15 protein-coding genes and 1 tRNA gene are annotated in these 25,783 nt (G+C 65.3%); 1 reads left to right on the top strand and 15 read right to left on the bottom strand.

Features of this window, described 5'->3' with window-relative positions; translation table 11 throughout:
• Positions 1-6: 6 nt before the first annotated feature.
• The 13 genes from J7I79_RS09375 to J7I79_RS09315 all read right to left on the bottom strand — a co-directional run bounded on the left by J7I79_RS09375 (position 7) and on the right by J7I79_RS09315 (position 21,669).
• Positions 7-768, bottom strand: coding sequence for a hypothetical protein (locus J7I79_RS09375; protein ID WP_214952570.1), 762 nt, complete (start codon positions 766-768; stop codon positions 7-9).
• A gap of 147 nt (positions 769-915) precedes the next feature.
• Complete coding sequence (locus tag J7I79_RS09370; protein ID WP_214952569.1) at positions 916-2,889, bottom strand: S-layer homology domain-containing protein; 1,974 nt, start codon at positions 2,887-2,889, stop codon at positions 916-918.
• 80 nt (positions 2,890-2,969) lie between these two features.
• Positions 2,970-3,977 carry a GDP-mannose 4,6-dehydratase gene (locus J7I79_RS09365; protein ID WP_214952567.1) on the bottom strand — a complete coding sequence of 336 codons (1,008 nt, stop codon included), beginning with the start codon at positions 3,975-3,977 and terminating at the stop codon, positions 2,970-2,972.
• A gap of 40 nt (positions 3,978-4,017) precedes the next feature.
• Positions 4,018-5,451: a nucleotide sugar dehydrogenase gene (locus J7I79_RS09360; protein ID WP_214952565.1), complete on the bottom strand. Its 1,434-nt coding sequence runs from the start codon at positions 5,449-5,451 to the stop codon at positions 4,018-4,020.
• 563 nt (positions 5,452-6,014) lie between these two features.
• Entirely contained in the window at positions 6,015-8,714 is a 2,700-nt protein-coding gene (locus J7I79_RS09355) for a LuxR family transcriptional regulator (protein WP_214952563.1), read from the bottom strand.
• A gap of 2 nt (positions 8,715-8,716) precedes the next feature.
• Positions 8,717-11,389 (bottom strand): LuxR C-terminal-related transcriptional regulator, encoded by a 2,673-nt coding sequence (locus J7I79_RS24765; RefSeq protein ID WP_396020185.1) that lies wholly within the window; start codon positions 11,387-11,389, stop codon positions 8,717-8,719.
• 328 nt (positions 11,390-11,717) lie between these two features.
• Positions 11,718-14,399 (bottom strand): LuxR family transcriptional regulator, encoded by a 2,682-nt coding sequence (locus J7I79_RS09345; protein ID WP_214952559.1) that lies wholly within the window; start codon positions 14,397-14,399, stop codon positions 11,718-11,720.
• A gap of 76 nt (positions 14,400-14,475) precedes the next feature.
• The gene (locus tag J7I79_RS09340; RefSeq protein ID WP_214952557.1) at positions 14,476-17,151 is read right to left on the bottom strand and encodes a LuxR family transcriptional regulator; all 2,676 of its coding nucleotides are present in this window, start codon (positions 17,149-17,151) and stop codon (positions 14,476-14,478) included.
• A 293-nt stretch (positions 17,152-17,444) separates the two neighbouring features.
• Complete coding sequence (gene pth, locus J7I79_RS09335) at positions 17,445-18,029, bottom strand: aminoacyl-tRNA hydrolase (RefSeq protein ID WP_214952556.1); 585 nt, start codon at positions 18,027-18,029, stop codon at positions 17,445-17,447.
• A 157-nt stretch (positions 18,030-18,186) separates the two neighbouring features.
• On the bottom strand, positions 18,187-18,780 hold the full coding sequence (locus tag J7I79_RS09330) for a 50S ribosomal protein L25/general stress protein Ctc (protein ID WP_214952555.1): 594 nt from the start codon (positions 18,778-18,780) through the stop codon (positions 18,187-18,189).
• Between the two features lie 220 nt (positions 18,781-19,000).
• Positions 19,001-19,981 (bottom strand): ribose-phosphate diphosphokinase, encoded by a 981-nt coding sequence (locus J7I79_RS09325; RefSeq protein WP_011691079.1) that lies wholly within the window; start codon positions 19,979-19,981, stop codon positions 19,001-19,003.
• Positions 19,978-21,504 carry a bifunctional UDP-N-acetylglucosamine diphosphorylase/glucosamine-1-phosphate N-acetyltransferase GlmU gene (glmU, locus tag J7I79_RS09320; RefSeq protein ID WP_214952553.1) on the bottom strand — a complete coding sequence of 509 codons (1,527 nt, stop codon included), beginning with the start codon at positions 21,502-21,504 and terminating at the stop codon, positions 19,978-19,980. The genes J7I79_RS09325 and glmU overlap by 4 nt, the downstream gene beginning before the upstream one ends.
• A 93-nt stretch (positions 21,505-21,597) precedes the next feature.
• Positions 21,598-21,669, bottom strand: a tRNA-Gln gene (locus J7I79_RS09315).
• Between the two features lie 190 nt (positions 21,670-21,859).
• On the opposite strand from J7I79_RS09315, the gene J7I79_RS09310 reads away from it, so the two are divergent.
• Positions 21,860-22,459, top strand: a complete 600-nt coding sequence (locus tag J7I79_RS09310) for a TetR/AcrR family transcriptional regulator (protein WP_214952668.1) — start codon at positions 21,860-21,862, stop codon at positions 22,457-22,459.
• Positions 22,460-22,859: 400 nt separating this feature from the next.
• Here J7I79_RS09310 and J7I79_RS09305 read toward each other — a convergent pair whose 3' ends face one another.
• Both J7I79_RS09305 and J7I79_RS09300 read right to left on the bottom strand, forming a co-directional pair.
• Entirely contained in the window at positions 22,860-24,686 is a 1,827-nt protein-coding gene (locus tag J7I79_RS09305) for an ABC-F family ATP-binding cassette domain-containing protein (RefSeq protein ID WP_214952551.1), read from the bottom strand.
• Between the two features lie 53 nt (positions 24,687-24,739).
• Positions 24,740-25,702 carry a 4-(cytidine 5'-diphospho)-2-C-methyl-D-erythritol kinase gene (locus J7I79_RS09300; RefSeq protein WP_214952549.1) on the bottom strand — a complete coding sequence of 321 codons (963 nt, stop codon included), beginning with the start codon at positions 25,700-25,702 and terminating at the stop codon, positions 24,740-24,742.
• Positions 25,703-25,783 lie beyond the last annotated feature (81 nt).

Below are 25,783 nucleotides of genomic sequence, written 5' to 3'. Positions count from 1 at the left end.
GTGCCGCTACTTCACCTGGCTGGTGGTGACCACGTCCAGCCAGGGGCCCGGCGGAACGTCCTGTAAATCCACGAATTGCCAGTCGACCTTGTCCGCTTCGCCGTCCAGGTCGCTGAAGCCGAGGCAGCCGTTGAGTGCCGGTGAAACGTCCATGCCGGCACCGTTGAATTTCTCATTGGCGGGCCGCGCGTCGTTTGGGCCGAAGACGTACTCCTTGTCCTGGTACTGCCCTGGGCCGGCGTCCTGAATCTGGCCGTAGCACTCCTTGCCGTCCTTGCGGATCTTGACCCAGCGGTTCTTCATGTAGCTGAAGGAGCGGTTGGTGGCTTGGCCTTTGTACCCTTCGTCGTTGGCCCAGGGAATAACGCTGGCCCGCTCGCGGAAGGCTGCCGCGTTGTTGATGTCGTCATAGGGAAGGTCCAGGTAAAAAGGGTTCTCCCTGGGCTTGAAGCTGCTGGGCGCGTAACCGTTTGAACCCGATCGCGCTTCGGTCTCGCATCCGCCGGACGTGACCTGGCCATCACAGCCGCCGTAGCTCTCCATCCACTGCGAGTCATAGGTGGAGAAGACCTGGCTGCCGTCCGCTGCGTTAGGGTCAAAGACCTCCCCCACCCAAAAGGTGGTGACCACAATATTCGTATGCCAGGGGTATTTACCCTGTTGCTCCGGCTTCGGAGGCGTGCAGGCCGTGGCGACCATTGCCAGCAGCAGGACTGCTGACACAATTCCGCACAGGCGGCGGTTGCGCACGGAGCCTCGATGTTTCACTTCTGATCCCCCGAATTAATGGACCTGCAATGTTGCGGACTCGACAGCGGCGAGGGCGGCCGTGCATCCGATGACTTCTTCCGGATGCACGGCCGCCCGTGCCATTGCTGGAAACTGGGTTGCCGTGAACTTGCCTGCCGGGCGGCCCTACATGCCCTTGGGGAAGTTCAGGTTGTAGCGATAGATGAACGCAGCCACCTGGTCACGGTTGATGGATGCTCCCGGTTTGAAGGTGCCATCAGCGTAGCCGAGCGTGATCTTCATGTCCGCCAGCCAACGCACTTCGTTGTAGAAGCCATTACCGGGCCCGACGTCGGGGAAGACGGGTGCCGTTGCGCTCACCGCCGGCTTTCCGTTCATGCGGTACAAGAACGCCGCCATTTGGTCACGATTGACCTGCTCGTAGGGGTGATAGCCGCCGTCCGCGAAACCCTGCGTGATGCCCTGGGATGCAAGCCACTGGATTTCCTTGTAGAAATCATGGGTGGTGGGAACGTCCGGGAACCTTTGCGCGCCGGCCGGTACAGCGGGGCTGCCGGCAAAGCGGTAGAGGAAGGCCGCCATCATGCCGCGGTCCAAGGTGAGGCCAGGCTTGAAGGTGCCATCGGCGTATCCGGTGGTGATCAGGTTGTTGGCCATCCAGCTGATCTCGTTGTAGAAGAGGAACGTCGAGGGAATGTCCGTGAACGTCTTGACGCCTGCGGTGTCGTACAGCTCATAGTCATCGGTGATCAGGGTTCCGTTGTTGATAATGTTCAAGCCCAGGCTGATGGCGGTTGCACCAGCCGGTACAGCCGGCGTGGTGTAGGTGACCTGCGTCCAAACATTATTCGTGGGCAGATACAGCGGGCCAGACGTCCAGTACACCCACGTTCCGGTCGAAGTCCGGTAGTGCAGATCGAATTGGGTATTCCCGCCGGTCGACTTATACCAGGCTTTGGCAAGGTAGGTGTGGCCCGGGGTGGCGCTGGGGGCGCACTCCCCTGTGTCCAGCGTGGGCAACAGCTTGCCGTCACCGTTTGTGTACCCCGACACCACCAGTTGCTCGGCGGCTGTGGCAGTTCCTGCATGGCCAGGCGTAACGATGCTGAACGTTCTGGTGTTCGTTCCGTAACCGCCACCCTGCCAGCACCGTGGGACTATCGCACCGGCGAGGCCAGGCGTTTCAAGGCTGGGATTCTTGATGAGGTTTCCGGTGGTCTGCGGCGCGGGAGGCGGAGGGGCGGCCACGAGTGGCTTGGTGGTTCCGCCTATGACTTCCTTGACCGTCTTGACCTGGACTGGATTCGTGGTGTTCGTGGCTGCCTGGTTGGCCAGCCAGGTGGCGAACTGATTAAACGTGTCCGTGCTGACGGTCAGCGGATCCTTCACGCCGGAGGAAGGATCGATGCCCGTCCCGACGTGGTGGAAGGTCAGCTGTACCCAGCCGCCGCCGTTGGCCTGGGCCTGGGTGACGAGGGTCTGGATATCCGCGAGGGTCCAGGTCTCATCCAGCTGGTCGGGTGCTCCGGTGTAGTAAAGGTTCCCCGGCGGCAGTGTCTCGGCAAACGGGAATGTCTCCGAACCCACAACCTTGCTCCGGATGTCGCCAAGGCCACGTGCGCTGTTGTAGCCGCAGGCCGCTGCCTCCGCCTCCGTAGTCGCATTGGACGCAGCAAACGGATAGGCGAAGTTCTGGATGTCCAAGCCATACCCTGCCAGTGTGACACGGTCGCCACAGATCTGCCGTGCGAGCTCATCGGTACCCACACCCGTCAGGTCCGCGTGGGTGACGCTGTGCCCGCCGATCTCATTGCCGGCTGCCTGCAGGGCCTGGGCATCAGTCGTGGTCATGTAGTTCGGCCTGTTCATGAAGCCGGACGGCAGGAAGAACGTTCCATGCATGCCCAGCGAATTGATCGTTGCAGCGGCGGCAACCTGGTCTACGTTGGCGTCGTCGAACGTCAGCGTCACGACAGTCTCGCCGACCGCATTGGCGGCGGGGGCGGTGAGCCCCATCAGGGAGGCAGCCAGGGCCACCGTTGTGGAAGCGGCCAGCCAGCGGGACTTCCGCCGGCCGGGTGGACGTTCAGCCCTGTGCCGGGGCTCTGAGACCGCAGTGTAGCGTTGCAGTAGCGTCATGGGACTCAACTCTTTCGTCGAAGGTGCACATAACTTTTGACGGTTGCCGCCCCCCGTCCGGCGCGGCACCTCACGGACGGCTAGTTGGCCGCCATCGTGACTTTCCACCCGAGCGGATCGGGTGCTTTCACCGGGCGGTGGTCTGCCGCCACGTTCTGGATGATCTGGTCGAGCGTGGTCTTGGGATCGAAGCCCACCAGATCCTTCGCTTTGCTGTTGTTGGGTACACGGCGACGCATGTCCTCATACCCCTCGGCGTAGGCCGTCTCGTAGGGCACCAGCGTGATGGGGCTATCGCTGCCCAGCAGTTCGACGATCCTCCGGGCGAGGGTAAGGATCGAAATCTCGTAGCTGCCGCCCAGGTTGTAGGCATTGCCGTAGGCGGACTTCTCCTCAGAGATCCTGGTGATGGCGGGGACGATATCGCCCACGTAGGAGAAGCACCGTGTCTGATTGCCGTCGCCGTAAACGGTCAGCGGCTCGCCGGCCATCGCCTGCTTGACCAGGCGCGGCACCACCATTCCGTACCGGCCGGTTTGCCTCGGACCCACCGTGTTGAACAGCCGCACAATCGCCACCGGAAGCCCAAACTGCCGCCAGTAGGCGTGTGCGAACGCCTCGTCGATTCCTTTGGCAGCCGCGTACGTCCACCGCGACTTGAGGGCCGAGCCAAGGATCCGGTCCGATTCCTCCGACAGGCTGTCTGAAGTGTTCTTGCCGTAAATCTCACTCGTGGATGCCAGCAGCAGCGACGCTCCGGATTCCAGCACGGCATCCAGCACCACTTCAGTGCCGTGGATATTAGTCCGCAGGCTCTCCAGAGGGTGCTCCACGATCAGGTTTACGCCGACGGCGGCAGCCAGGTGGAAGACCCGGTCAGCGCCGGCCACCACCCGATCCACTGCGGCGCGGTCGAGGATGCTGCCCTCGACGAAATGAAAATCCCGGTGGCCGATCACGGTCCTGAGGTTTTCCAGGCGGCCGGTAGAGAGGTCATCCAACACCGTGACTTTGTCGCCGGCCGCGAGGAGGTGCTCCACGAGATGGCTCCCGATAAAGCCGGCTCCGCCGGTGATTGCTGTTTTCACTTCTCCTACTTTCTTCTGAAGGCCAACGAGGCCGCTGGAATCACAACCGGGTGACGTTTGTGCCGGCGGGCAGCCGGTAGGTGGTGTCAAGGACGGCGGGCGCTTCACGCAGCCAGTCGATATCCATGGCGGCGTGCCTCGTGTGAAGGATCACCAGGTCTGCGTCCCAAACCGACGGATCCTCCAAGGACTCCAGCGCACCGCCCTGGCCGTCCGGAGCGGTGGGGCACCACGGATCGTGATACGCCACGTCTGCGCCGTCGGCGATCATTGCGGCGATGATTTCCAGTGCCGGAGATTCGCGCAGGTCCTCGACATCGGGCTTGTAGGCCACGCCAAGCACCAGGACGCGGGCGCCGGAGATTCCGTGGTTCCGATCCGACAGGATGCGGCGCGCCTTTTCCACCACCTGGTGGGGCCTTCCGGCGATGCCGGCCATGGCGTGCTCGATGACGGGAGCCGTGACCCTGGCTTTCCGCAGCTGCCAGAGCAGGTAGTGCGGGTCGCACGGGATACAGTGGCCGCCGACGCCCGGGCCGGGGGTGAACGGCATAAAGCCGTAGGGCTTGGTCGAGGCCGCATCAATCACGTCCATGACCTCCATGCCCAGCCCGTGGCAAATGTCCGCGAACTCGTTGGCCAAGGCGATGTTCACTGCCCGGAAGGTGTTTTCGACGAGCTTGGTCATCTCTGCCACATCTGCTGACGGCACCACGTGCACCAGCTTGGTGCTCGCCTGGAGCAGCGCCTCCGCGGCTTCACCGCAGGCCGGCGTGACTCCGCCCACCACCCGCGGCACGTCTTCGTGTGAGAAAGCGTCCACGCCGGGATTGATGCGCTCCGGCGAGAAGGCCACAAACACATCCCTGCCGGGGATAAGGCCCTTGGCAGCCAGCGGAACGGCCAGAAGGTCCCTCGTTGAGCCCACGTAGGTGGTGGACGTCAGCATCAGCAGCTGGCCCGCAACCGCGAATTCGACCACCGAAGCACACGCCGCCCGGAGAATCCCGAGATCCGGCACCAAGTAGGGATCCACCGGGGTGGGAACACAAACAACAACTGCTGCTGCCCGGGCCAGCAGGGACAGGTCCGTGCTGATCATGAAGGACGGATCCTCGAGGGCGCTGTTGAGGCGGACCTTGTCCGAGTCGAGCAGGTCTGCCTGCTGGGACCGGATCACCGCCAGCCTGTTCTCGGACACATCCAGTCCCAGGACACGCCGTCCTGAAGCGTTGATGGCGAGGGCGGTCGGCAGGCCGACGTAGCCCAGCCCGACAATCGCGACGTCGAACGTGAACGTGAGATCCTGGGCAGCGGTTTCGCTCTCCGGGGCCTGTGACTCAACGGCGTCCGCCGCCGGTTCAGGCGCTCCGGCTCCGTTTTCCGGCCATTCCCGGGAATCCTCAAGCAGTGGAGGAAGTGCTGCCCGGGTCAGCGGTGCCTTATGGGTTTTTAGCTTGGTGTTCGGTGTCATGCTAAACCGACCTCCCGGTATTCGATTTGTCCCGTTTGTAAGAAAGCCGGCGACGAAGACTGGCAGATCCCGGTCTCAGAAGACGCTGCCCGGATCGTCGCCGGCTCGAATGGGGTACCCGCCGTTAGCGGGATGCTGGTCGCCCTGGAGGATCGTTCCAGGTGGATTGCCACATGAAATTCCGAAAGCCAAGTGTCAGCTGATTGATGCATTTAGAGACCCACTTCTTTCCCCAATATTTGCCTGCGGCCCAACAAGCTACAGCGTATTAACCAACCACCTGCCGGGGCGCGAGTGGGCTCTACCCGTCTTTGCGGGTGCATCACTGACCGGAACAGGGTGGTACGCGCCCGGCCCGCCCCCACTACTCGCATCAGTACTCGTTTGCGGGCAGCACGAAATGAGTGGAAGCTCCGTTTTCGGCGCACAGGCGGATTTCAACGGGTAGCCGGCGGCTCGACTACGGCCCCGGGCAGCCGCTCTGGTGCTGGCCCGGCAGCCGGAAGCCGATGTCGGAGCGCACCCGGTCCGGGCCGCTGCCGTGTGGCTTGGAGATGGCGTAACTACGCGGTGCCGGGCAATCCGGCGTGGCGGGCACCGTAGGCAACCATCGCCAGGTCTTCCCGATGGCTGATGCCGAGTTTCGCGAACATCCGGTACAGATGCCCTTCCACCGTCCGGAGTGAAAGCCCGAGCTGCAGCGCGATCTCACGGTTGCTCGCACCGGCCTGGACCAGGGCTGCGATTTCCTGCTCGCGCCGCGTCAGCTTGTGCAGGTCCGGCGGAATCTCAGCGGCCGATGACCCGGTCTTGTTGAGTGCCGCATTGCGCTGCTTGACGAGCTTCTGGGCCTCGAACTGCCGGGGCTTGTCACCCCTGGTCTCCAGGATCCGCAGGGCGTGGGCAGCGCATTCCGCAGCGGCCAGGTCCAGCCCGTCCCGTGCGGCGGCGTCGCTCATTTCCACAAGCCGGTTGACGTCCTTGGCGGCGAGAGCACGGCAGTACGCCGCCATAAATTCCGCACTGCGGCCTTCGCAGCCCTCCGCTGCGGCGGCGAGGCGCGGCACCACGGACAAATCACCCAGCCGGAGCACCAGGGAGAGGATCTCCACCTCATAACTGAGGAAACCGGAGGCTTCGGCGGCATCGGCGAGGACCATCAGCTTTGATGCGGCAGCCTGGACTCCGACGCGTTCGGCCCGTGCCGCCACGGCGTAGGCCCGCCCCAGCAGCGAGGCATGGCGGTGGTCCGAAAGCAGCGCGTCGTAGGCGTCGGCATGGGCTTTGGCGGTGTCCGTCCGGTTGAGGATGGATGCTGCATAGGCGGTGGCCGCAAGGGCATCGGGCAAGTCGCCGCCGGCATCGGAAAGGCGCAGCACTTCTGCGGCCTGGCTCAGTTTTGGCAGGGCCGCCCCGATGGTGCCCCGCCGCAGGTCTGCGTTCCCGGCCGCCAGGTGCAACATCCCGCCAAAGTAGATCAGCGAGTTGGAGGCCTGGGCGATGTGGTTCTGCAGGTAGTCATCCAGGACGTCGAGTTCCCCGGCATGGAGCAGCGCCAGCAGGTAGCGCCGCATCACGAACTCGGCGTACTCAAGGCGCCGGTCACCGCTGGCGGCAAGGATGTCCTCGACCACCATCACCACCTGGAGTGCCGAAACGGCACGTCCCGTGAGTGCCAGCGACTCTGCCAGCAGCGTTCCGGCCAGCAGCCGGGACTCGTCGTCGTCCGTGGACTCCCAGATATCCTGCAGTTCCGGCTCTGCTTCCACGTGGCGTCCAGCCGCCTGGTAGCCCTCCAGGGCCAGCAGCCGGCTGCCCAGCCGCGCCGTCTCAAGCTCCTTCGCGTCGAACTCCGGATGGGCCTCTTCCAGCCTCGAGACGGCTTCCGCCCACGCATCGGCGGCGCGGAGCACAGCCTCCGGTCCGTTGCGCTGGCCCGCGGCCAGCTGGGCCGCCAGCATGGAAGCCTGCCGGACCGTCCGCAGATCGGTAGCTTGTTCCACTACGCCTTCGAGGCACAGGCTGGCTCCCAGCGGATCCCGGCCGTACAGCTTGGCGCGGGCAAGTTCCACTTGCGCTGCGAGCTTCACGGACGGCTCCCTGATGGCGCCCACCACCCGTTCCACGTACTCGGGGATGAAAAGGCGGTTCGCCAACTGCGCGGCCTCCAGGATGTCGGCGTCGGGAACGGTTGCTCCGGACTCCAGGGCCCAGGTGACGTGCCTCAGCCTGCCGTCCAGTGTCTCCGGCCGCGAGTCCAGAAGGTCTACGATCCGCCGTCGGATGGTCACGCTGCGGGCAGTCGGTACCAGCTGCCTGATCACCTCGCCGATCAGCGGTTGCGCCAGGCGGACGTGCCTGGCGGGGTCCGCGGAAATCGCGATGAACTGGAGCTCCTTGAGTTCATCGACGGCCCGGCTGTCGCTGGCGCGCTGCAGGACGCTCAAGGGGATCGCTTCGGCAAGTGCCACTGATTCCAGGGCCTGGCGCTGGTCGGGGTTCAACTGCATGATCTGGTTCCTGACCAGGTCCATCAGCCGGACGGTGGCTGCTCCGGGCTCGCCCAGGAGCACCCAGGTGTCATTGCGCCGCAACAGATTGCCGCGGCTCCTGGCGTGGGCTAGCAGTTCCAGCAGGAACATCGGGTTCCCGCCGGACGACCTGAAAAGGACCGCGCTTGCACTGGGCACCAGCGGCGAACCCAGTGCCCGGGTGCAGAGCTCGTCGACCTCATCTTTGGTCAGCGGCTGCAGTTCAAAGCGGTCAACCAGGCCTTCCGACCACATCGACAGCACTTCCGGCGGGGGCGACGGGTGCGGCCGGCACAACAGAACCACCCTGGCGGCTTCCGCCGCAGCCAGTTGCGCTATGACGGCAGCGCTGCTGTCATCCAGGTGGTGCGCGTCCTCGACCACCAGCACGGCCTGCGATTGATCCCTCAGACCGTCCGGATTGAGTTCCGTTACGAGCGCCTTAAGCACGGCGCGGGGCTGGTCCGTCTGGCCGGGTGTCAGCGCGGTCAGCAAGGGGGCAAGGGCTGCGTAGGGAACTTCGGAGAGCGACGGCCCCGCATAGACGTAGAAGGGACGGACACGGCTGCCCAGTTCAAAGAGCACCTCGTTGGTGAGCGCCGTCTTGCCGATGCCGGCGTCGCCGAGGATGAGGGCGCCCGGTCCGTTGGCGTCCAGCAGGCAATCAACAACCGAGGCAACCATGCCGAAGCGCCCGATCAGCCGCTCTGCCGTAAGGGTGGTTTCAGTCATGGCTAGTCATCTCCTGTACTGCCAAGGGCTACCGGAAGCTCCAAGCGCTCTTCGATTTTTAGCTTGCCGTAGATCTGGTAGAGGTGGCCCTCTACCGTCCTTACCGAAACGTGCAGCTGGGCCGCGATGCTCTTATTGCTCGCTCCGGCGGCAGCCAGCTGTGCTATTTGGAGTTCGCGTGGGGTCAGTGTGAGCCTGTCGTGGTTGCCGTCCTGGGGCGTCCGCAACCTCCTGCGGCAGGTTTCCGCCAGGTGCTTGGCCTGCCGGATCAGGCTCCTCTCGAGCCGTGCCTGGTCGAGGTTCAGGACCGACTCGGCGATGTCCAGGGCAAACCTGTCATTGTGCAGCCGGGCTGCGAGGTTGGCGGCCGCCATGAGTTCGTCGGCTCCGCCGGACATGACCCCCCGCGCGTACTGCGCGCACAGTTCCGCAAAGGGCCCCTGGCTGTTTGATGCAGCATCCAGCAGCCGCGGTGCCGCAGCGGTTTCTCCCAGCCGGACGGCCGAGCTCAGGCACAGCAGCTCATGCCCCACCGTGCCCGTGGCGCGGTCCTCGTCTGCCAGGCGCAGCAGCTGCGCAATTCCCGTCCGCGGGCCGTCCAGCTCCGCCCGCGCCAGCGCCGTGAAATACCCCTCCGCCCTGGATACCTTCCATGTTTTCCGCCTGGCGCCGGAGGCTGTCTCTGCCAGGAAGCCAAGTGCCTGTTCACGCTCACCCTGCAGCGCCGAGGCGTAGGCCGCCGCCGCACAGGCGAGCGTGAGGATGCCGTCGGTGTCCTGGATCCGCAGCTGGCTGATGCCGGGAACGAGCAGGTCCAGTCCGTCGCGTCCGCGGCCCTGCATGCAGGCACAGATCGCCTCCGGCACTTCGGTAGCGCTGAACCGCCGGTAGACCACGGACGACGGGAGCCAATCCTCGGTGGGCAGCGTCTCCGTCGCCTCGTCCCATCGGCCGGCCACCAGGTAGGCGAACCGCAGCCGGGAGATCACCGACTGCGCGATGGCAACCGGGATTTCCGGCCGCAGGCACTGCAGCTTCAGCTGTTCGGCGAGCTCGGCGGCATCGGACTGGCGCCCCGTCACAGCCCAGGCTTCACACAGCCAGCTGCCTGCCTGGAGCCGGAATTCCGCGCTGTGGAATTCAACGTTGTCGAGGGCCTCGGCAAGGCTGGCAGCCATTTCCCGGTAGGTTCCGGCGTAGCTGGCTGCTTCGGCTTCGGCCAGCGTCAGCTGTTCCCGGATACGCCTGAGGTCCGGTGCCGACATCTCGGCGACCGGACCTGTTGAGTCCTCGTAAAGTACCTTCCGTGCCCGGGCCAAGGAATCAGGTGCTTCCTGCCAGGCATCCCGGGTGGCGAGGAACACCGAGCTCTCTGCCAGGAGAAGCCCGATCCATTCCGCGAGCGCGGGGTTCCCCCGGGACACCTCGCGATGTCGGCGGACCACGGCCAGGGCCTCCTCCACCTCGCCGAGCGTCATCAGCGCCGTGACCTCCTCGGTGACCGCTCCGGCCAGCTCCTCGTGTCCCTTGATAGTGCGGACAAACCGAAGCGCCAAGGGCGCATCCAGGCGTCTGTTGGCCAGGCGTGCCGCAGAGAGGGACTCGTCCGTCGACAACACTGCGCCGCAATCAAGGGCCCAGACCGCGAACGGCAGTTCCGTGGCGGGCGTCCGAAGGGAAGGCGCCGCAGCCGAGAGGACCATTTCGCGGAGATCGTTACTCCGGCCCGGCGGGACATTTTCCCGCACCACATCGGCGACCAGTTGGCTCTGTATCCTGACGCGGCGGGGCAGGGAGTCCTCGACCGCCAGGACCCCGCGCTCCTCGAGGGCGTCCACATCATCGGCATCGACAAGTGTGAGCAAGGTGTCCAGGGGCAGCGTCTCCGCCAGCGACAGGATTTCCAGGATTCGCCGGTCAGCCTCGCCCATGCGCCCCAGCCGGGTGGCGATCAGGTCAGTGATCGCCCGTCCGTGAACGTGGTGTTCCGCTGTCAGGACCCAGACGCCGTCCCGCACAACCAGTGAGCCCGAATCGGCGAGCTCCATCGCAAGCATCTTCAGGTAGTGCGGGTTGCCGTCGCTGGCCGCCCACAGCGATTGGACGGCGGAGTGCGAGACCTTGGCGCTGAGGCCTTCTTCCAGCCAGCTGACAGCCTCGCGGAAGGACAGCGGTTCGAGGTTTATGCGCGTAAGGAACCCGCCGTCGCAGAGTCCTGAGATCTCCGCCGAGAGCCGCAGCGGGTCTGAACACGTCAGGACCAGGCGAACGGCGCGGTTTCGTGCCAGCTGGGCGATTGTCACGGCCGTCAGTTCGTCAGCTTCGCCGGCATTGTCGACAAAGAGGTAGACGGTCTTCCCGTTGGCGCGCTCCCGCAGGAGCCGCATGAGCCCGGACAGGACCAGCACGGGGTGGTTCAGATACCCGGGCTCGAGGTCGCTCAACAGCATGTTGAGCGCGCCGTAGGGTGAGCGGGAGAGGGCCGCGCTGCACCGGAGCGTCACTACCAGGGAATCGTCGCGGAACTGTTTGAGGGCGTGGGTGGTGAGGAAGGTCTTCCCGGTGCCCGAGGATCCGGTCACCAGGACTCCCCCGGTGGACTCGGCCAAGGCACTGGTAATGTCGCTGATAGCCTGCTTCCGACCGATCAAAGGCCATGCGGCGCCCCGTGTCATTCCGGCGGATCTGGTGGCGTGTGTCCTGGCCACATTATCGGCTATCAGCATGAGTGAGACCTCTGTATTTATGAGCGATTTCTGGTACCCCAAATTAACCAGCTGGGACGCCCGCGGGCACCAGTAGTGAGTACTCGATTTTGCCCGTTACTCATACCTGTACTTGCAAGGCAAGTACCCCCGATTGCCCTGTCCGGTTACGCAGGGCGGCAGCAAGCCGCTACAACGCGGCCAAATCAGCGCCTTCGCGGCGTCGGAATAGTTAACAAGTCGCTGAGGCGGTGCCGGCCCGGCACCACCGCCGAGTAGTGCCCGGCGGTCCAGGTACTCATTTCCCGGGTGATCGGTTGGCCCGAATCTCTGCATCGTCAGCGAGCCCGGCGGCCGCGGCCAACTCGTCACGTCCGGCGATGCCGAGCTTCAGGTAGCACCGGTACAGGTGGCCCTCCACCGTGCGAACGGAGATCTGCAGCTTGTCCGCGATCATGCGGTCGCTGAGTCCGGTGGCTGCCAGTCCCACAATGTTCCGCTCACGCTTGGTCAGGATAGGTACCACGGTGTCCGGCTGGGCCTCGCTGCCCGCATGGCCCAGCTCTTCGTTGCACCGGGCAATGCCGGCGCGTGCCATGGCCGCCAGTTCCCGGTTCCGACTGCGGTCCAACGACGCCAGGGCGGCCGAGTAGGCGTCGGACGCGAGTTGGAAGACAGAAGCAGCATAAAGGGCGTCCCCCGCTCGGAGGTGCTGTTCCGCGCTGCCGTCCGAAAGTGCGGAACAGTAGTCGGCCAGGGCGCCTGCCCAGGGGCCCTCCACTGCGCCGGCGACGACAGCCAGCCGTTCCAGCCTGGTGGTGTCGCCCAGCGCCAGCGCCATGGCCAGGGCATTCAGTTCCAGGTAACGGGCGTCCTGTTGCGCAGCCTCCTCCGCACTCCTGTGCAGGGCCTCGATTCCACTGCCGTCGCCGCGCAGCTGTTCGTCCCCGGCAGCCAGGAAATCACGGGCAAATGCCGTCACCAGGTGCATGCCGCGCTCGCCCCAGGCCTCGTAGTCCTGCCTCAGCCTGTCGGCCTCCGCGTTGCCGCCCTGGGTGGCCGCGACGTAGTAGGCCATGGCGGCGCAAAGGCGGAACATCTGCTGGGGATCGCTGTCACGAAGGGCCTCGAGTCCCGTGGTCAGCAGCTCCAGGGCGTCGGCAAGTTTTCCCTGCCGGACAGCTATGTATCCCATCACGACATAGGCGGCACCACTGAAGGAAACCATGGCGGAACCGAACGACGTATCCGCATAGCCCGCCAGGAGCTCCTGCGCCTCCGCCCAGTCCCCGGCGGCGAGGTCGCAGGCGACGAGCCGGACCACGATGAACTCGGGGAGGAAGAAGATGTCGTTATCGGGAGGCTGGGCCTGGCCGAAAGCATCCATGGCGAGCTGGCGCCCCTGCAGCGGGTACCCCAGCGCGCACAGCCGCTCGGCCTGCAGGGCCAGCGCCATCGACCTGGTGAGGGCGCCGTCGGGTTCGGCCGCCGAAACGCCGGATTCCAGGAGTTCCTCCAGCATGGGGCCCATCTGCCGGTAGTCGCCCAACAGTGAATACGCCATCAGTTCCACCAAGGTTGCCCGGCGCGCCGTAGCCGCGAGAATCCCGGGTGCGTCCGCGGGGTTGGCCGCGGCCTCTTCGTCGCCCCATTGACGGAGCCTGCGGGCATCGTCCGCAATTTCCGAGGCAGGGTGCCCGAGCGCGGTCCGAGTGGCCGACCTCAGGAGGCTGTTGACGACCATGTGCGTGAGCCCGCTGCCGGCGTCCACATTGACGTTCAACAGGGCCGCGGCTTCGTCGTAGTGCCCGAGGTTGTAATGCGACCGGGCCATCACGGCCCGGGCAGTCTGCTGCAGTTCGGGGTCCCGGACGGCCCAGGCGATGCGAAGGGCCGTCTCGCTTTGGAAGAGCTTGCAGGCAAGGACAGCGGCGCGGATGAGGAGCCGGCCGGGCACTTCGGCGCCGCAGTCCAGGGACCAGGACACCATGCGGAGCAGTGACTCCGGTTTGTCCGCGGAGACCTCCATGCGGGACACGAGCTCCCGGTGCAGCTGGAGGCTGCGGGCCGCGGGAACGATCCTGCGCAGCACTTCGCCGTAGACCGGGCTGACCAGCCGAAGCGTTGGTTCGCTGTCCACGGACTGGACCACCAGCCGCTGGTCCAGCAGTTCTTTGACGGCCGGTTCACCCGCGATTTCGCCGACAAGGGTCCTGTCCACCGGTTCCGCGAGGGCGATGAGGTTCAGGGCCTCCCGGCCGTCGGCCGAGATGCGCATGAGCTGGACCTTGACGACGGCGGTGAGTTCCAGGGTGCGGACACGCGAGGAACCGGCGTTGAGCCAGACCCCGTTCCGCTGGATCAGGTCGCCGGAACGCTGGGCTTCACGGACCAGGGTCTTGAGCAGCAGCGTGTTCCCGCCGGCTTCCTGCCAGAATTCACGCGACGTGGTGTTGAGGACTTTGCCGCCGAGCAGCGCCTCGCAGAGCTGGTGCCCCTGGTCCAGGGTCAGGGGGGCAATATCGAACCGCTCGGCAGTGCCGTCGTGCCAGAGCCGCAGCAAGGGCTGGGGTATGCCGGGCTTCGGAATGCAGGTGGCCACGAGCTTGGCCCAACCTGCCTGGACCAGTTCGGAGATCATCTCGGCCGTGGCGGTATCGAGATCGTGGGCATCATCAACCAGCAGCAAGGCGGGTCCGGGATTCTTCCTGGCACCTTCGAGGTACGCCCACAGTGCCCGCAGCACGGCCACCTTTGACGTGACATCCTCAACGGAGAGATCAGACAGGTACGGGGACAGCGCCCCGTAGGGAACGGGTGCCAGTGAGGGGCTCCCGTGGACGGTCATGATTGCTGTCCGGCCGTTTCCTCCGTTGTTCAATTGCCCCAGCAGCGAGGACGCTCCCAGCCCGGCGTCGCCAACGACGAAAACAGCCCAGCAGTCATCCGTGGCAAGGGCGTCCTGCACTGATGACAGCATGTCCCCCCGGTCTATCCACGGCTCACCAGCATTCTGACGCTGGGTCCCTGCGCGCGGCCGTGCCGAAGCCTTCCCATCAGACTTGAGCGGATCCTTCAAGCTCACTCCTCGATGAAATCCCCATTTTCGTGAAGATTTGGTAGAGATGGCCTTCCACAGTTCGTATGGAAAGCTGCAGCCGGTTGGCAACCTCCTTGTTGCTCAACCCCTGACTGGCCATCCTGGCAACCTGCCGTTCCCTTTCGGTCAATTCCGGTCCTACTGTATGCGGCATCAGCGGCAGCACCGGCAGGGTCTCCACGAGCCGATCCAGACGATGCTGGGCCGCCCGGGCGGACTGGGAATCTCCCTTTTCCCTGGCAATGTCCAGCGCCAGCACCACGCACCGCGACTCCACAACATCGAGGTGGAGCTCCTGGGCCAGGGACGCCGCCTGAAGCAGTACCTTGGAGTCCTTCTTTCTGCTCCCCTCCCCGACCAGACGGTTGACGCTGGCCATTTTTCCTTGCCGGCGGGAGGAAATTTCGATCAACAGGGCCAGTTCTTCCTCCGTTCCATGCACGGTAGCACCGAACAGGCTGATGGAGGCAGTGGTTGTCCGCCCTTTGGAAATGTCTTCGTGGGCCGACTCGATCAGCTTCTGCTTGGCTCCCGGATCCTTGAGCCACCGCCTGGCCATCCGGACGCAGAAGTCGGTCATCCACGAAGTAAACCAGGCGACGTGCTGCTCCTCCTGCGCGGCCAGGTCCAGGAAATTGCGCGACTCCTGGACGTCACCGGCCTGGGCATAGGCGAAGGCGAGTGCCGAGCAGGCCAGGGACGGCCCGTAGTAGCTCCGCCTGATTTCCAGCTGCGCCTGGGCACCCAGCAGCGTGTCAATGGCGAGGTCGGCCCTTCCGGCGTAGGTGTAGGCCACACCGAGTGCGAGTTCGGCGGCTCCGCCGAGGTACTGCATGATTTTCGGCTTCTGGTCCAGGGCCTCGGTGAGTATCCTGACGCAGTCCTCCCATTGGCCGCTGCAAAGGAGGGCGGCGAACAGGCCTTCCGCCCGCCAGCTCAGCATGCCGGGCACTACGTTGGACTGCTCCATCCTTTGCTGGATCTCGGCAGCCAGGGCCATTGCGTCCGCTTCCCTGCCCAGGACCGCCCAGGCCATGGTCAGCAGGCAGGCGCAGTTCAGGACATACAGCGGGTCGCCGTCTTCTTTGTAGGCCCGCTCCAGGTCTTCGGCAACAGCCTCGTAGTCCCCCTGGTGGACCAACTGTTCGAATTCGGCGAGCCTGATCAGCTCATAGGATCGTGCAAAGTCGGCTGCTGTTTCATTGCCGATTGATGCCCGCTCCCGACGGGCCAGTTCGTGTCGTGCCGTGGACAGGATGCCGCCGATCCGGCTGTATCCGCCGTGGACCCAGAGCAGCGAACTGCAGAAATCCAGGATGTAGTTGGCGTAGGCGGCGGCCGGAAGCTCGGAAAGCTGTTCGGGGGTGACTTCCTCCAGGACGGTCACGGCGGATTCGTGCTCTGCCAGTGTCATATAGGCGGCCGCCCGCTGCTGGGCTGCCTCGGCCCAGTGCGGGTCTTCAACGCGGATCTGGGCCAGGGCCTCCAAGGCGAACATTGGGTCGAAAAGCCGGTTTGCCGCCACAGCCGCGGCCAGCGCAAAGGCCGGCTCCACGGGTTCGCCGCAATCGAGCGTCCAGGCCACGTAGCCTAGGAGTTCTTCGACGTCCATCTCCGCCGGGGTGGCTCCCACAACCCTCGCCACCAGCTGGTGCAGTTCCTTGCGCCGCGGAAGGTCCATCCAGCCCCGGATGACTTCGCCGACGTAGTCGTCCTTCAGGCTGACCCAGCGCCGCCCTGTCTCGCCGACCTGCAGGTAGCCGGCCTTCTCCAGATCCGCGACGACGGCGGGATCCAGGACATCCAGGAGGACAAACAACGGCACGCGGCGGATCAGGGCAAGCCATTCCAGCCCCTCCCTGACCTTTGGCGACTCCCTTGCCAGCCTCGACCTGACGAGATCCACCAGGGCGTCGGCTTCCGCAAGGTTGATTTCCCCCCTGAGCGCCCAGACTTTTCCGGCCAGGTGGAGGTTGCCCGAACGCAATTGTTCAATAACGATGGCCTGCAGCACCAGTGGGTTTCCGCCGCTCGCCGCATAGAGCGAGCTGGCGGCTGTGGCGGTTACAGGGCGCCCCAAAACTCCGGCAAGCAATTTGCTCACTTCCGGACGGGAGAAAACCTCGAGCCGCACTTCCTCCAGTGAATTGTTGCGGAGGAGCCGGATCAGGTCTTCGGGCATGTCCGTGACATTCCGGACGGTGACGATGAGCTTTGCGGCGCCGCTCAGGATGAGGTGCATAAGGACGGCAGTGCTCATGCTGTCGATCGCCGGCAGGTCCTCCAGCACGACGAGGACGGGTCGTCCGGCGGCGTCCTCGCGGATTAGCCTGGAAATGCCGTGGACAATTCCACCCGGTGAATCGAGCGCGTGGCCGGGCAGCCGGGCCACCAGAAACGCCAACTGGCCGAAAGGAATGGCAGGATCAGTCGACGTCCCGTGCAGGTGGATGACGTGTGTCTTTCCCGCCAGTTTGGCTTCGACAGCCCGTGTGAAGGTGGATTTTCCGACGCCCTGGGCGCCGACCACGACGACGCCGTGAAGGTCGCTTTCCTCGAGGATGGAAACAACGGTTGCCTGGACATCCTGCCGCACCAGGGACGACCACTTACGACGCTCTGAGGCGCCCATGCCCCGGCGTTCAGTCTCCAGTAGCCCCCCATGTTCAGAGCCGTGTGATGCAAGCACGATCGATCACGCTACCTTCGTGGCTCCAGCTGATGCGACTTGGCTGAGCCGTCGGGTTTTTAGCTTTCCGATGCCGCCAAACCAGGCAACAAGACCTTCAATGTGAAAATTACCATAGCAGATATGACTAAACAATTAGGCGACTTAATTGACTTGGTTAACCAATTGCCAGGTACTAACCGGAGCGTGTCCCCCACCCGCACATTACCGCCATTAGGTCCGGGTGCATGGGAAAGTTACTGAACTGCAGTGTGATATTTCTGCTGTGCGGCCGGCAGCCCGTCCTTGACCACGGTCTCCACCGCATCCGCGGCGTCATCCAGGAGGAACGGGAGCTCCTTTTTCTCGGCGGTGGCGAAGTCCTTGAGGACGTAGTCCGCAGTGTCCATCCTGCCCGGCGGGCGTCCCACCCCGACGCGGACCCGCAGGTAGTCCTTGGTGGCCAGGGCCTTCGAAATGTCGCGCAGGCCGTTGTGTCCGCCTTCGCCCCCGCCGACTTTCAGCTTGACAGTATTAAAGGGAATGTCGATCTCGTCGTGGACCGCCACCACGCGCTCCGGATCGATGTCGTAAAACTTCGCCAGCGCGGACACGGGACCGCCGGAGACATTCATGTAGCTCATCGGCTTGGCCAGCACCACGCGGGGTCCGCCGATGCCGAGCCGGCCCTCCAGCACGTGGGCGCGCGCCTTGTGCACTTTGAAGCTGCCCCCTACCCGCCGCGCCAGTTCGTCCAGCACCATCTGGCCGACGTTGTGCCGGTTGTTGCTGTATTCGGTGCCGGGGTTGCCAAGGCCTACGATCAGCCAGGTGTCAGTCATGCGTCAATCCTAGAGTGGTCCGGGTCCGGCCGCTAAGGCAGTGCGCCGGTTGTGCCGGGCGTGCCCCATTGCGGCTGAGGGTTTGGTGCTGGAGGGCTTTTAAGACGGCAGTGGCCGGGCCCCGCCAGGGACCCGGCCACCGGAGAATTCCTCGGAACTACTCGGCGGCCGAGGATCCTTCCGTGGTGTCGGCCGAAGCCTCTTCCTCAGAAACCTCAGTGGCCTCGGAGATGTGAACGACGAGAGCCTCGGCGTCGGCCAGCAGGACGGAGCCCTTCGGCAGGACCAGGTCGGACGCGTGGATGTGCTCGCCGGCGGCGCGGCCTTCGATGCTGACCTCGACGGCGGTGGGCAGGTGCGTTGCCTCGGCTTCGAGGGAGACGACCGTCATTTCCTGGTTGTAGACGTTGCCCGGGGCAAGCTCGCCGGTCAGGTGGACGGGAACGTCCACGGTGACCTTCTCGCCGGTGCGGACGGTCAGGAGGTCAATGTGCTCGATGATCTGCTTGATCGGGTTGCGCTGGATGTCCTTGACCAGCGCGAGGTGCTGTTCGCCGTTGATGTCCAGGGTGAGCAGGGCGTTGGCAGCGCGGACGGCCAGCGTGGTGGCCTTGGCCGGCAGGGTGATGTGGATCGGCTCTGCGCCGTGGCCGTAGATGACGGCCGGGATGAGGTTGGACATCCGTGCGCGGCGGGCGAAGCCCTTGCCAAATTCGGTGCGTACTTCTGCTGCGAGCTTCTGCTCAGACATGTAAATCTCCTTGAAATCTAAACGGTGTTCAGCAAGGGCGGAGGTCTGTTTGCGACCTTCAACGCCGGGCGGCCCGTGGCCGGCCCTTCAAGAAGGGAGATTCAGACCCAGTCGATAACGGAGAACGCTCTCCCTCGCCAAGGTATCGTGGACCAGCCTACCAGCGTCGGTCCCGGTTACTGAAAACGGGCCCGACGCCGGATGGGCCCGGGTACTGCGGTCAGGCGTTGCCGTCGAAAAGGCTGGTGACGGATCCGTCGTCGAACACTTCACGGATGGCGCGTGCAATCAGCGGAGCGATGGACAGCACAGTCAGCTGCGGGAAGCGCTTGTCGGCCGGGATGGGCAGCGTGTCGGTGACCACCACTTCGCGGGCGCCCGACTCGGACAGCCGGCGGGCCGCCGGATCGGAGAAGACGGCGTGGGTCGCCGCGATGATGACATCCTTGGCGCCGGCGTTCTTGAGCACCTGGACGGCCCCGGAAATGGTGCCGCCGGTATCGATCATGTCGTCGATCAGGACGCAGGTGCGGCCTTCGATCTGGCCCACGACGGTCTTGGACACGGCCTGGTTCGGAACCGTGAGGTCGCGGCTCTTGTGGACGAACGCCAGCGGGGCACCGCCGAGGCGCTCAGCCCACTGTTCGGCCACACGGACGCGGCCGGTGTCCGGTGAGACAACGGTGATGTTGTCCGCTGCGACGCGCGTGCGGATGTAGTCAGCCAGCAGCGGGATGGCCATCAGGTGGTCCACCGGGCCGTCGAAGAATCCCTGGATCTGCGAGGTGTGCAGGTCAACGCTCATGATGCGGTCGGCGCCGGCAGTCTTGTACAGGTCGGCCACCAGGCGGGCGGAAATCGGCTCGCGGCCGCGGCCCTTTTTGTCCTGGCGGGAGTAAGGGTAGAAGGGCGAGACCACGGTGATGCGCTTGGCGGATGCCCGCTTCAGCGAATCAATCATGATCAGCTGCTCCATGAGGTGGTTGTTCAGCGGTGCCGGGTGTGCCTGGATGACGAAGGCGTCGGTGCCGCGGACGCTCTCCCCGGCACGCACGTAGATTTCCCCGTTGGCAAAATCGTAGGCATCCACCGGCAGCAGTTCCGTGCCCAGCTCCTTGGCGATCTCCCGTGCAAGCTCGGGGTGTGCCCGCCCAGCGGCGAGAACCAGTTTCTTCTCGCCGCGTGCCGTAATTTCGGTCATGATTGCTTGCCCTCTTCTGTAGGTGCCGGGGTGCTTGAGGAATCCAGGGGCGGCTGTGCCGCGGCTGTTTCGCTGACCGGCGCCGTTGCCCCCGCGGCTTCGGCCAGTACTGCTGAGATGGAGCCGGGCCGGTGCGAGATGACCCATCCTTCGGCGTTCCGCTGCTTGGCCACCGAGATGGCCAGTGCGCCTGCGGGAACGTCCTGGCGAATCACTGCGCCGGCGCCGCTGTACGCGCCGTCGCCCACCTGGACCGGAGCGACGAAGACGGTGTTGGAACCCGTGCGCACGCCCGAGCCGATCACGGTGCGGTGCTTGTTCTCGCCGTCGTAATTGGCAGTGATGTTGCCGCAGCCGATGTTGGTGTCCTCGCCGATCTCGGCGTCACCGGCGTATCCGAGGTGCGACAGCTTGGAGCCGCGGCCGATCGTGACGTTTTTCGTCTCGTAGAAGGCGCCGATCTTGCCCGTCTCCCCCAGCACCGTGCCGGGGCGGAGGTAGGTAAACGGCCCGACGCTGGCGTTCGCGCCGATCGTGGAACCGGAACCGTGCGTCCGGGTCACTTTGGCGCCTTCGCCGACGGTGACGTCCGTCAGCGTCGTATCAGGGCCGACGACGGCGTCCTTCGCCACTGTCGTGGCGCCGTGCAGCTGGGTGTTGGGCAGGATGCGGACGTCCTCTGCCAACGTCACCGTGGCGTCGATCCAGGTGGTGGCGGGGTCCACGACCGTGACGCCGGCCCGCATCCAGGCTTCGACGGTGCGGCGGTTGTGTTCGGCGCCCAGCGCCGAAAGCTGCACGCGGTCGTTTGCGCCCTCGACCTGCCAGCGGTCGTTGGTGACAACCGCGGCAACCCGTCCGCCGGCCGAGCGTGCCAGCCCAAGAACGTCCGTGAGGTACATCTCGCCCTGCGCGTTATCCGTGGTGACCTGCACCAGGGCGTCGCGGAGCACGGCGGCGTCAAAAGCGTAGATCCCCGAATTGATCTCGCGGATTCCACGTTCCTCGTCGGACGCGTCCTTGTGCTCCCGGATGCCCGTGACGGTACCGTCTGCCGCGCGCAGGATCCGGCCGTAGCCGGCGGCGTTGTCCAGGACCGCGGTCAGGACGGTGACTGCGTTGCGTTCGTGTTCGTGGATCAGCACCAGCTCGGCGAGCAGCTCCGCCGAAAGCAAAGGCACGTCGCCGTACGTGACCACAACGGTGCCGTCGAGCGGACCCCGGGCGTCGAGGGCTTCGAGCGCCGCCTGCACGGCGCGGCCGGTGCCGGGGACTTCATCCTGGTCGACGATCAGCGCTGCGGGGTCGAGCCCGGACACGTGCGCGGCCACAAGGTCACGCTCGTGCCGGACCACAAGGGCAAGCTGCCGGGGGTCGATGGTGCGGGCGGCACGCAGGGCGTGTCCAACCAGCGACAGGCCGCCGATTTCGTGAAGGATCTTGGGGGTCCGGGACTTCATCCGGGTACCCGCACCTGCAGCTAGGACGATGACGGCGGCCGGGCCGGTTGTCTCGGGGCTCACGTACAGGCTCTCCTTGCTTGGTGGATCTCAGTTGCGCGCACTTTCACACCCTGCCAGCCTGTTCCGGAAATAACACCCGGTCAACAGCGGCAGTTCCGCCCATAGGATTCGAACCTATACTCCACGGCTCCAAAGGCCGGGGTGCTGCCATTACACCAGGGCGGACCGTGCCCGGACCCGAAGCCCCGTGGCACGAGAACCAATTCTGCCACGAAGGTCGGCGCTCTTGCGACTCGGGGCCCGGTTGCCGTTAAGGCATGATTGGACGGTGAGCAAGATCAACGGTGCACCCGACGGTGCCGGAAACCATCCAGGCAGGCCGGTCAGGGCTCCCGGGTACGTGCCCCGGCCGCGCATGACCGGGGCGCAGCGCCGCTCACAGCTGATCGACATTGGACGCGGCCTCTTCGCCATCCGCGGCCTGGACAGCACCACAATCGAAGACATTGCGGCCGCTGCCGGCGTGTCCAAGCCCGTGATCTACGAACACTTCGGGTCCAAAGAGGGCCTCTACACCCAGGTTGTGGAATTCGAGTTCCGGATCCTGCTGGCAGCCATCAACGACGCCCTCACGGATGAAGCGAAGCCACGGGTCCAGGTGGAGCGGGCTGCACTGGCACTGCTGACGTACATCGAGGACCGCACGGACGGTTTCCGGATCCTGATGCGCGACGCCCCGCCGTCGCAGCCCGAAGGCGCCTTCTCCACCCTGCTCTCCCATGTCACTGCACGGGTGGAACACATCCTGTCGGACGAGTTCGCCCGCCGCGGCTTCAGCGCGGCCGACGGCGCCATGTACGCGCAGATGCTGGTGGGGATGGTCGCCATGACCGGGCAGTGGTGGCAGGACAGCCGGACCCCGGACAAGCGCGCCGTGGCCGCCCACCTGGTGAACCTCGCCTGGAACGGCCTCACCGGCCTGCAAAAGGAACCCGAGCTCCGCAGCGACGGCTAGGCTGCGGCCCTTCGCCACGGTCCCGCGGTCACCCCCGCGGCGCAGCGGCCCTTCGCCGTCGCTTAGACACAGCGCATAGGGGCACCTGCGGTCGCTGAGCGACCTCCGGAGCCCGATGCGCCGCGATGCGCGACTACGCGAAGGCCCCCCGCACCGCTACTGAAGAAGGTTCCGTTCGGGGATCTTCTACCACCGTAATTGCCGAAGGTTCGGGGATGCCTACCGTTCCACAGCGGCAAGGTGACTCTCCTCGCCGGAGGCGGTCCTTCGAAGAGGAGCGCATCGCGGCGCGTCAGGGCATGGAGGTCGCCCAGCGACCGGAATGCCCTCTACGCGTCGTGTTTAAGCGACGTCGAAGGGCCGGCTCCGGCACCTCAGCCAGACCCGGTACGCGCTGAGGTTACTCGCCGAGGACTTCCAGTGCCTCAAGCCATTCGAGTTCCAGGGCTTCGCGTTCTTCGGCCAGGGTCTTGAGCTTCTTGTTGAGATCGGCCATGGTGTCGAAGTCGTTGTCGGCTGTGCTCTTGACCATCTGGGCGTGGATCTTGTCTTCCTGCTGCTTGAGTTTGCCCAGCTGGCGGTCAATCCTGTTTTTCGCCTTGCGGGCGTCGCGCTTTTCTGCTTCGGACGGGCCGGCGGCGGCGGGTTCCGAACTGCCGCTGGCGGCGGTGACAGGGTTGCCGCCGCCGGTGATGGTGGAGCCGGCCAGGGCGCCTTCGCGCAGTTCGAGGTACTGGTCAACGCCGCGCGGCAGGGCGCGGATCTTGCCGTCGCCCAGCAACGCCATCTGGTGGTCCGTGACGCGCTCCAGCAGGTAGCGGTCGTGGCTGACCACAACGAGCGTGCCAGGCCAGCCGTCCAGGACGTCTTCGACGGCGGCCAGAGTGTCCGTGTCTAGGTCGTTGGTGGGCTCGTCGAGCATCAGGACGTTCGGCTCGCCCACGAGGAGGCGCAGGAGCTGGAGCCGGCGGCGTTCGCCACCGGAGAGGTCCTTGACCGGGGTCCACTGCTTCTCGTTGGTGAAGCCAAGTTGTTCCACGAGCTGGCCGGCGCTGAATTCCTTGCCGCCAACGTTGAAGGACCGCTTTTCGCGCTCGATGACTTCGATGACGCGCAGGTCCTTGACGTCGTCGAGCTCCTTGACCTCCTGGGTGAGGACGGCGGTGACAACTGTCTTGCCGCGCTTGACCTTGCCGGAGGTGGGCTGGATTTCGCCGTTGAGGAGCTTCAGCAGGGTGGTCTTGCCGGCGCCGTTGACGCCCACCAGCCCCAGCCGCTCACCCGGCGCGAGGCGGAGGGTGATGTTGTCGAACAGCTTCTGCCCGGGGTCGCCACCGAGGAAGTCCAGCGAAACGTGCTCAAGGTCCAGCACGTCCTTGCCCAGGCGTGCCGTGGCCATCTTGCTCAGCGCCATCGAGTCGCGCGGCTCCGGGACGTCGGCGATCAGGGCGTTGGCTGCCTCGATGCGGAACTTGGGCTTGGCGGTGCGTGCCGGGGCGCCTCGGCGCAGCCAGGCCAGTTCCTTCTTGACGAGCTGCTGGCGTTTGCCCTCCATCACCGAAGCCGAGCGATCACGTTCGGCGCGGGCCAGGACGTAGGCCGCGTAGCCGCCTTCGAACGGGTCCATGATCCCGTCGTGGATTTCCCAGGTCTTGTTGCAGACCTCATCGAGGAACCAGCGGTCGTGGGTGACCACCAGGAACGCGCCCTGGTTGGCCCGCCAGCGGGTCTTCAGGTGCCGAGACAGCCAGGCGACGCCTTCGACGTCGAGGTGGTTGGTGGGCTCATCAAGCATGATCACGTCGTGGTCTTCGATCAGGAGCTTGGCCAGGGCGACGCGGCGCTTCTGGCCGCCGGAGAGCGCGTGCACATTGGCGTGCCAGTCCACGTCGGACACGAGTCCGCCCATGACCTCGCGGATCTGCGGGTTGCGGGCCCACTCGTAGTCAGCCTGGTCGCCGACGATCGCGGCGCCGACCGTCAGGTCGCCGTCGAGCACGTCGCTCTGGTCCAGGTACCCGATGTTGACCTCGCTGCGCTTGGTGACCCGCCCCGAATCAGGGGTGGAGCGCATCGACAGGAGCCGCATCAGGGTGGACTTGCCGTCACCGTTGCGGCCCACCATGCCGATCCGGTCACCCTCTTCAAGGCCGAGGGTAACGCCGTCGAGGACGGTGCGGGTTGCATACGAGACCGTAAGGTTCTCGCCGCCGAGCAGGTGAGCCACTGGGAACTGCTTTCTTCGGTGGAAATTTGTAAGGAAGTACTGGTCAAAAGGTACTAAAGGAGCGTATCGGAGATGATGCGCGCCCCGTGCACCGGGCCGTGGACGGCCAGGGCATTCAGGCCGTGATGGCCCAGGTCTTCGGCGAGCCCGGCCGCTGCAGCGGGGCTGTGTGTGAGCAGGGCGACCGTGGGGCCGGAGCCTGAAATCAGTCCGGCGATGGCTCCGCACGATTCACCAAGGCCTAGCGTATCGCGCAGCCCCGGCGCCAGTTCAATGGATGCGCGCTGGAGGTCATTGACCAGGACCCGGCTCAGGGCGTCCGCGTCGCCGCTGCGCAGCGCCTGCAGGATCTTCGGATCCACCGCGGTGGGCTCTTCGGCGGCCACGCCTTCGGCAAGGCGGAGCCTATCCAGGGTACGGAAGACGTCCGGCGTCGAGAGCCCGTAGTCGGCGGTGACCAGTACCCAGTCCATTTGCGCTTTGGCCAGCGCCGGCGACAGTTCATCGCCCACCCCAAGCCCGACCGCGGTGCCGCCCAGTAGCGAAAACGGGACGTCGGCCCCGAGTTCTGCGGCCAGGTGGGCCAGCTCGTCGCGGGACAGCCCGCTGTTCCACAGGGCGTCGCAGGCGAGCAGCGTGGCAGCTGCGTCTGCTGAACCGCCGCCCATGCCGCCGGCCACCGGGACACGCTTGGTGATCTCCAGGTGCACGCCGGTGGAGTGCTCGGACACATCGGCCATGATGGTGGCCGCCTTGTACGCGAGGTTCCGTTCGTCGAGCGGAATGTCCACGTCCTCGAGGTCCAGCGTGCTGAACGGACTCATGCTGACCGTGATTCCGTCGGCGGCGGTGCTGGTGGCGGCCACTTCCTCGTAGAGGGACACCGCCAGGTAGACACTGGCAACGGAATGGTAGCCGTCCTCACGCAGCGGGCCCACATCCAGCGAGACGTTGATTTTGCCGGGAGCCTTAACCCGGACCGTCCTCGCGGCAAAGCGCCCTCTCACTGCGTTCATGAGTCCAAGCTATGGCATGGCAGCGTCAGGCTCCAAGCATGCATGCTGGCAGCTACGCACAATGCGGGAGCGGCGTCCGGC

This window comes from Arthrobacter sp. ISL-69, from assembly GCF_018613775.1.
Lineage (GTDB): Bacteria > Actinomycetota > Actinomycetes > Actinomycetales > Micrococcaceae > Arthrobacter.
The sequence above is the reverse complement of the archived record's forward strand: the minus strand, read 5'-3'. Positions and strand labels throughout refer to the sequence as shown.

What these genes read in the sequence shown, in the direction of transcription:
- J7I79_RS24765 (WP_396020185.1), bottom strand. Translation starts at nt 11,389, where the DNA reads ATGACACGGGGCGCCGCATGGCCTTTGATCGGTCGGAAGCAGGCTATC.
- J7I79_RS09330 (WP_214952555.1), bottom strand. Translation starts at nt 18,780, where the DNA reads ATGTCTGAGCAGAAGCTCGCAGCAGAAGTACGCACCGAATTTGGCAAG.
- J7I79_RS09300 (WP_214952549.1), bottom strand. Translation starts at nt 25,702, where the DNA reads ATGAACGCAGTGAGAGGGCGCTTTGCCGCGAGGACGGTCCGGGTTAAG.
- J7I79_RS09360 (WP_214952565.1), bottom strand. Translation starts at nt 5,451, where the DNA reads ATGACACCGAACACCAAGCTAAAAACCCATAAGGCACCGCTGACCCGG.
- J7I79_RS09355 (WP_214952563.1), bottom strand. Translation starts at nt 8,714, where the DNA reads ATGACTGAAACCACCCTTACGGCAGAGCGGCTGATCGGGCGCTTCGGC.
- J7I79_RS09325 (WP_011691079.1), bottom strand. Translation starts at nt 19,981, where the DNA reads ATGACCGAAATTACGGCACGCGGCGAGAAGAAACTGGTTCTCGCCGCT.
- J7I79_RS09340 (WP_214952557.1), bottom strand. Translation starts at nt 17,151, where the DNA reads ATGGGCGCCTCAGAGCGTCGTAAGTGGTCGTCCCTGGTGCGGCAGGAT.
- pth (WP_214952556.1), bottom strand. Translation starts at nt 18,029, where the DNA reads ATGACTGACACCTGGCTGATCGTAGGCCTTGGCAACCCCGGCACCGAA.
- J7I79_RS09310 (WP_214952668.1), top strand. Translation starts at nt 21,860, where the DNA reads ATGACCGGGGCGCAGCGCCGCTCACAGCTGATCGACATTGGACGCGGC.
- J7I79_RS09370 (WP_214952569.1), bottom strand. Translation starts at nt 2,889, where the DNA reads ATGACGCTACTGCAACGCTACACTGCGGTCTCAGAGCCCCGGCACAGG.
- J7I79_RS09345 (WP_214952559.1), bottom strand. Translation starts at nt 14,399, where the DNA reads ATGCTGTCATCAGTGCAGGACGCCCTTGCCACGGATGACTGCTGGGCT.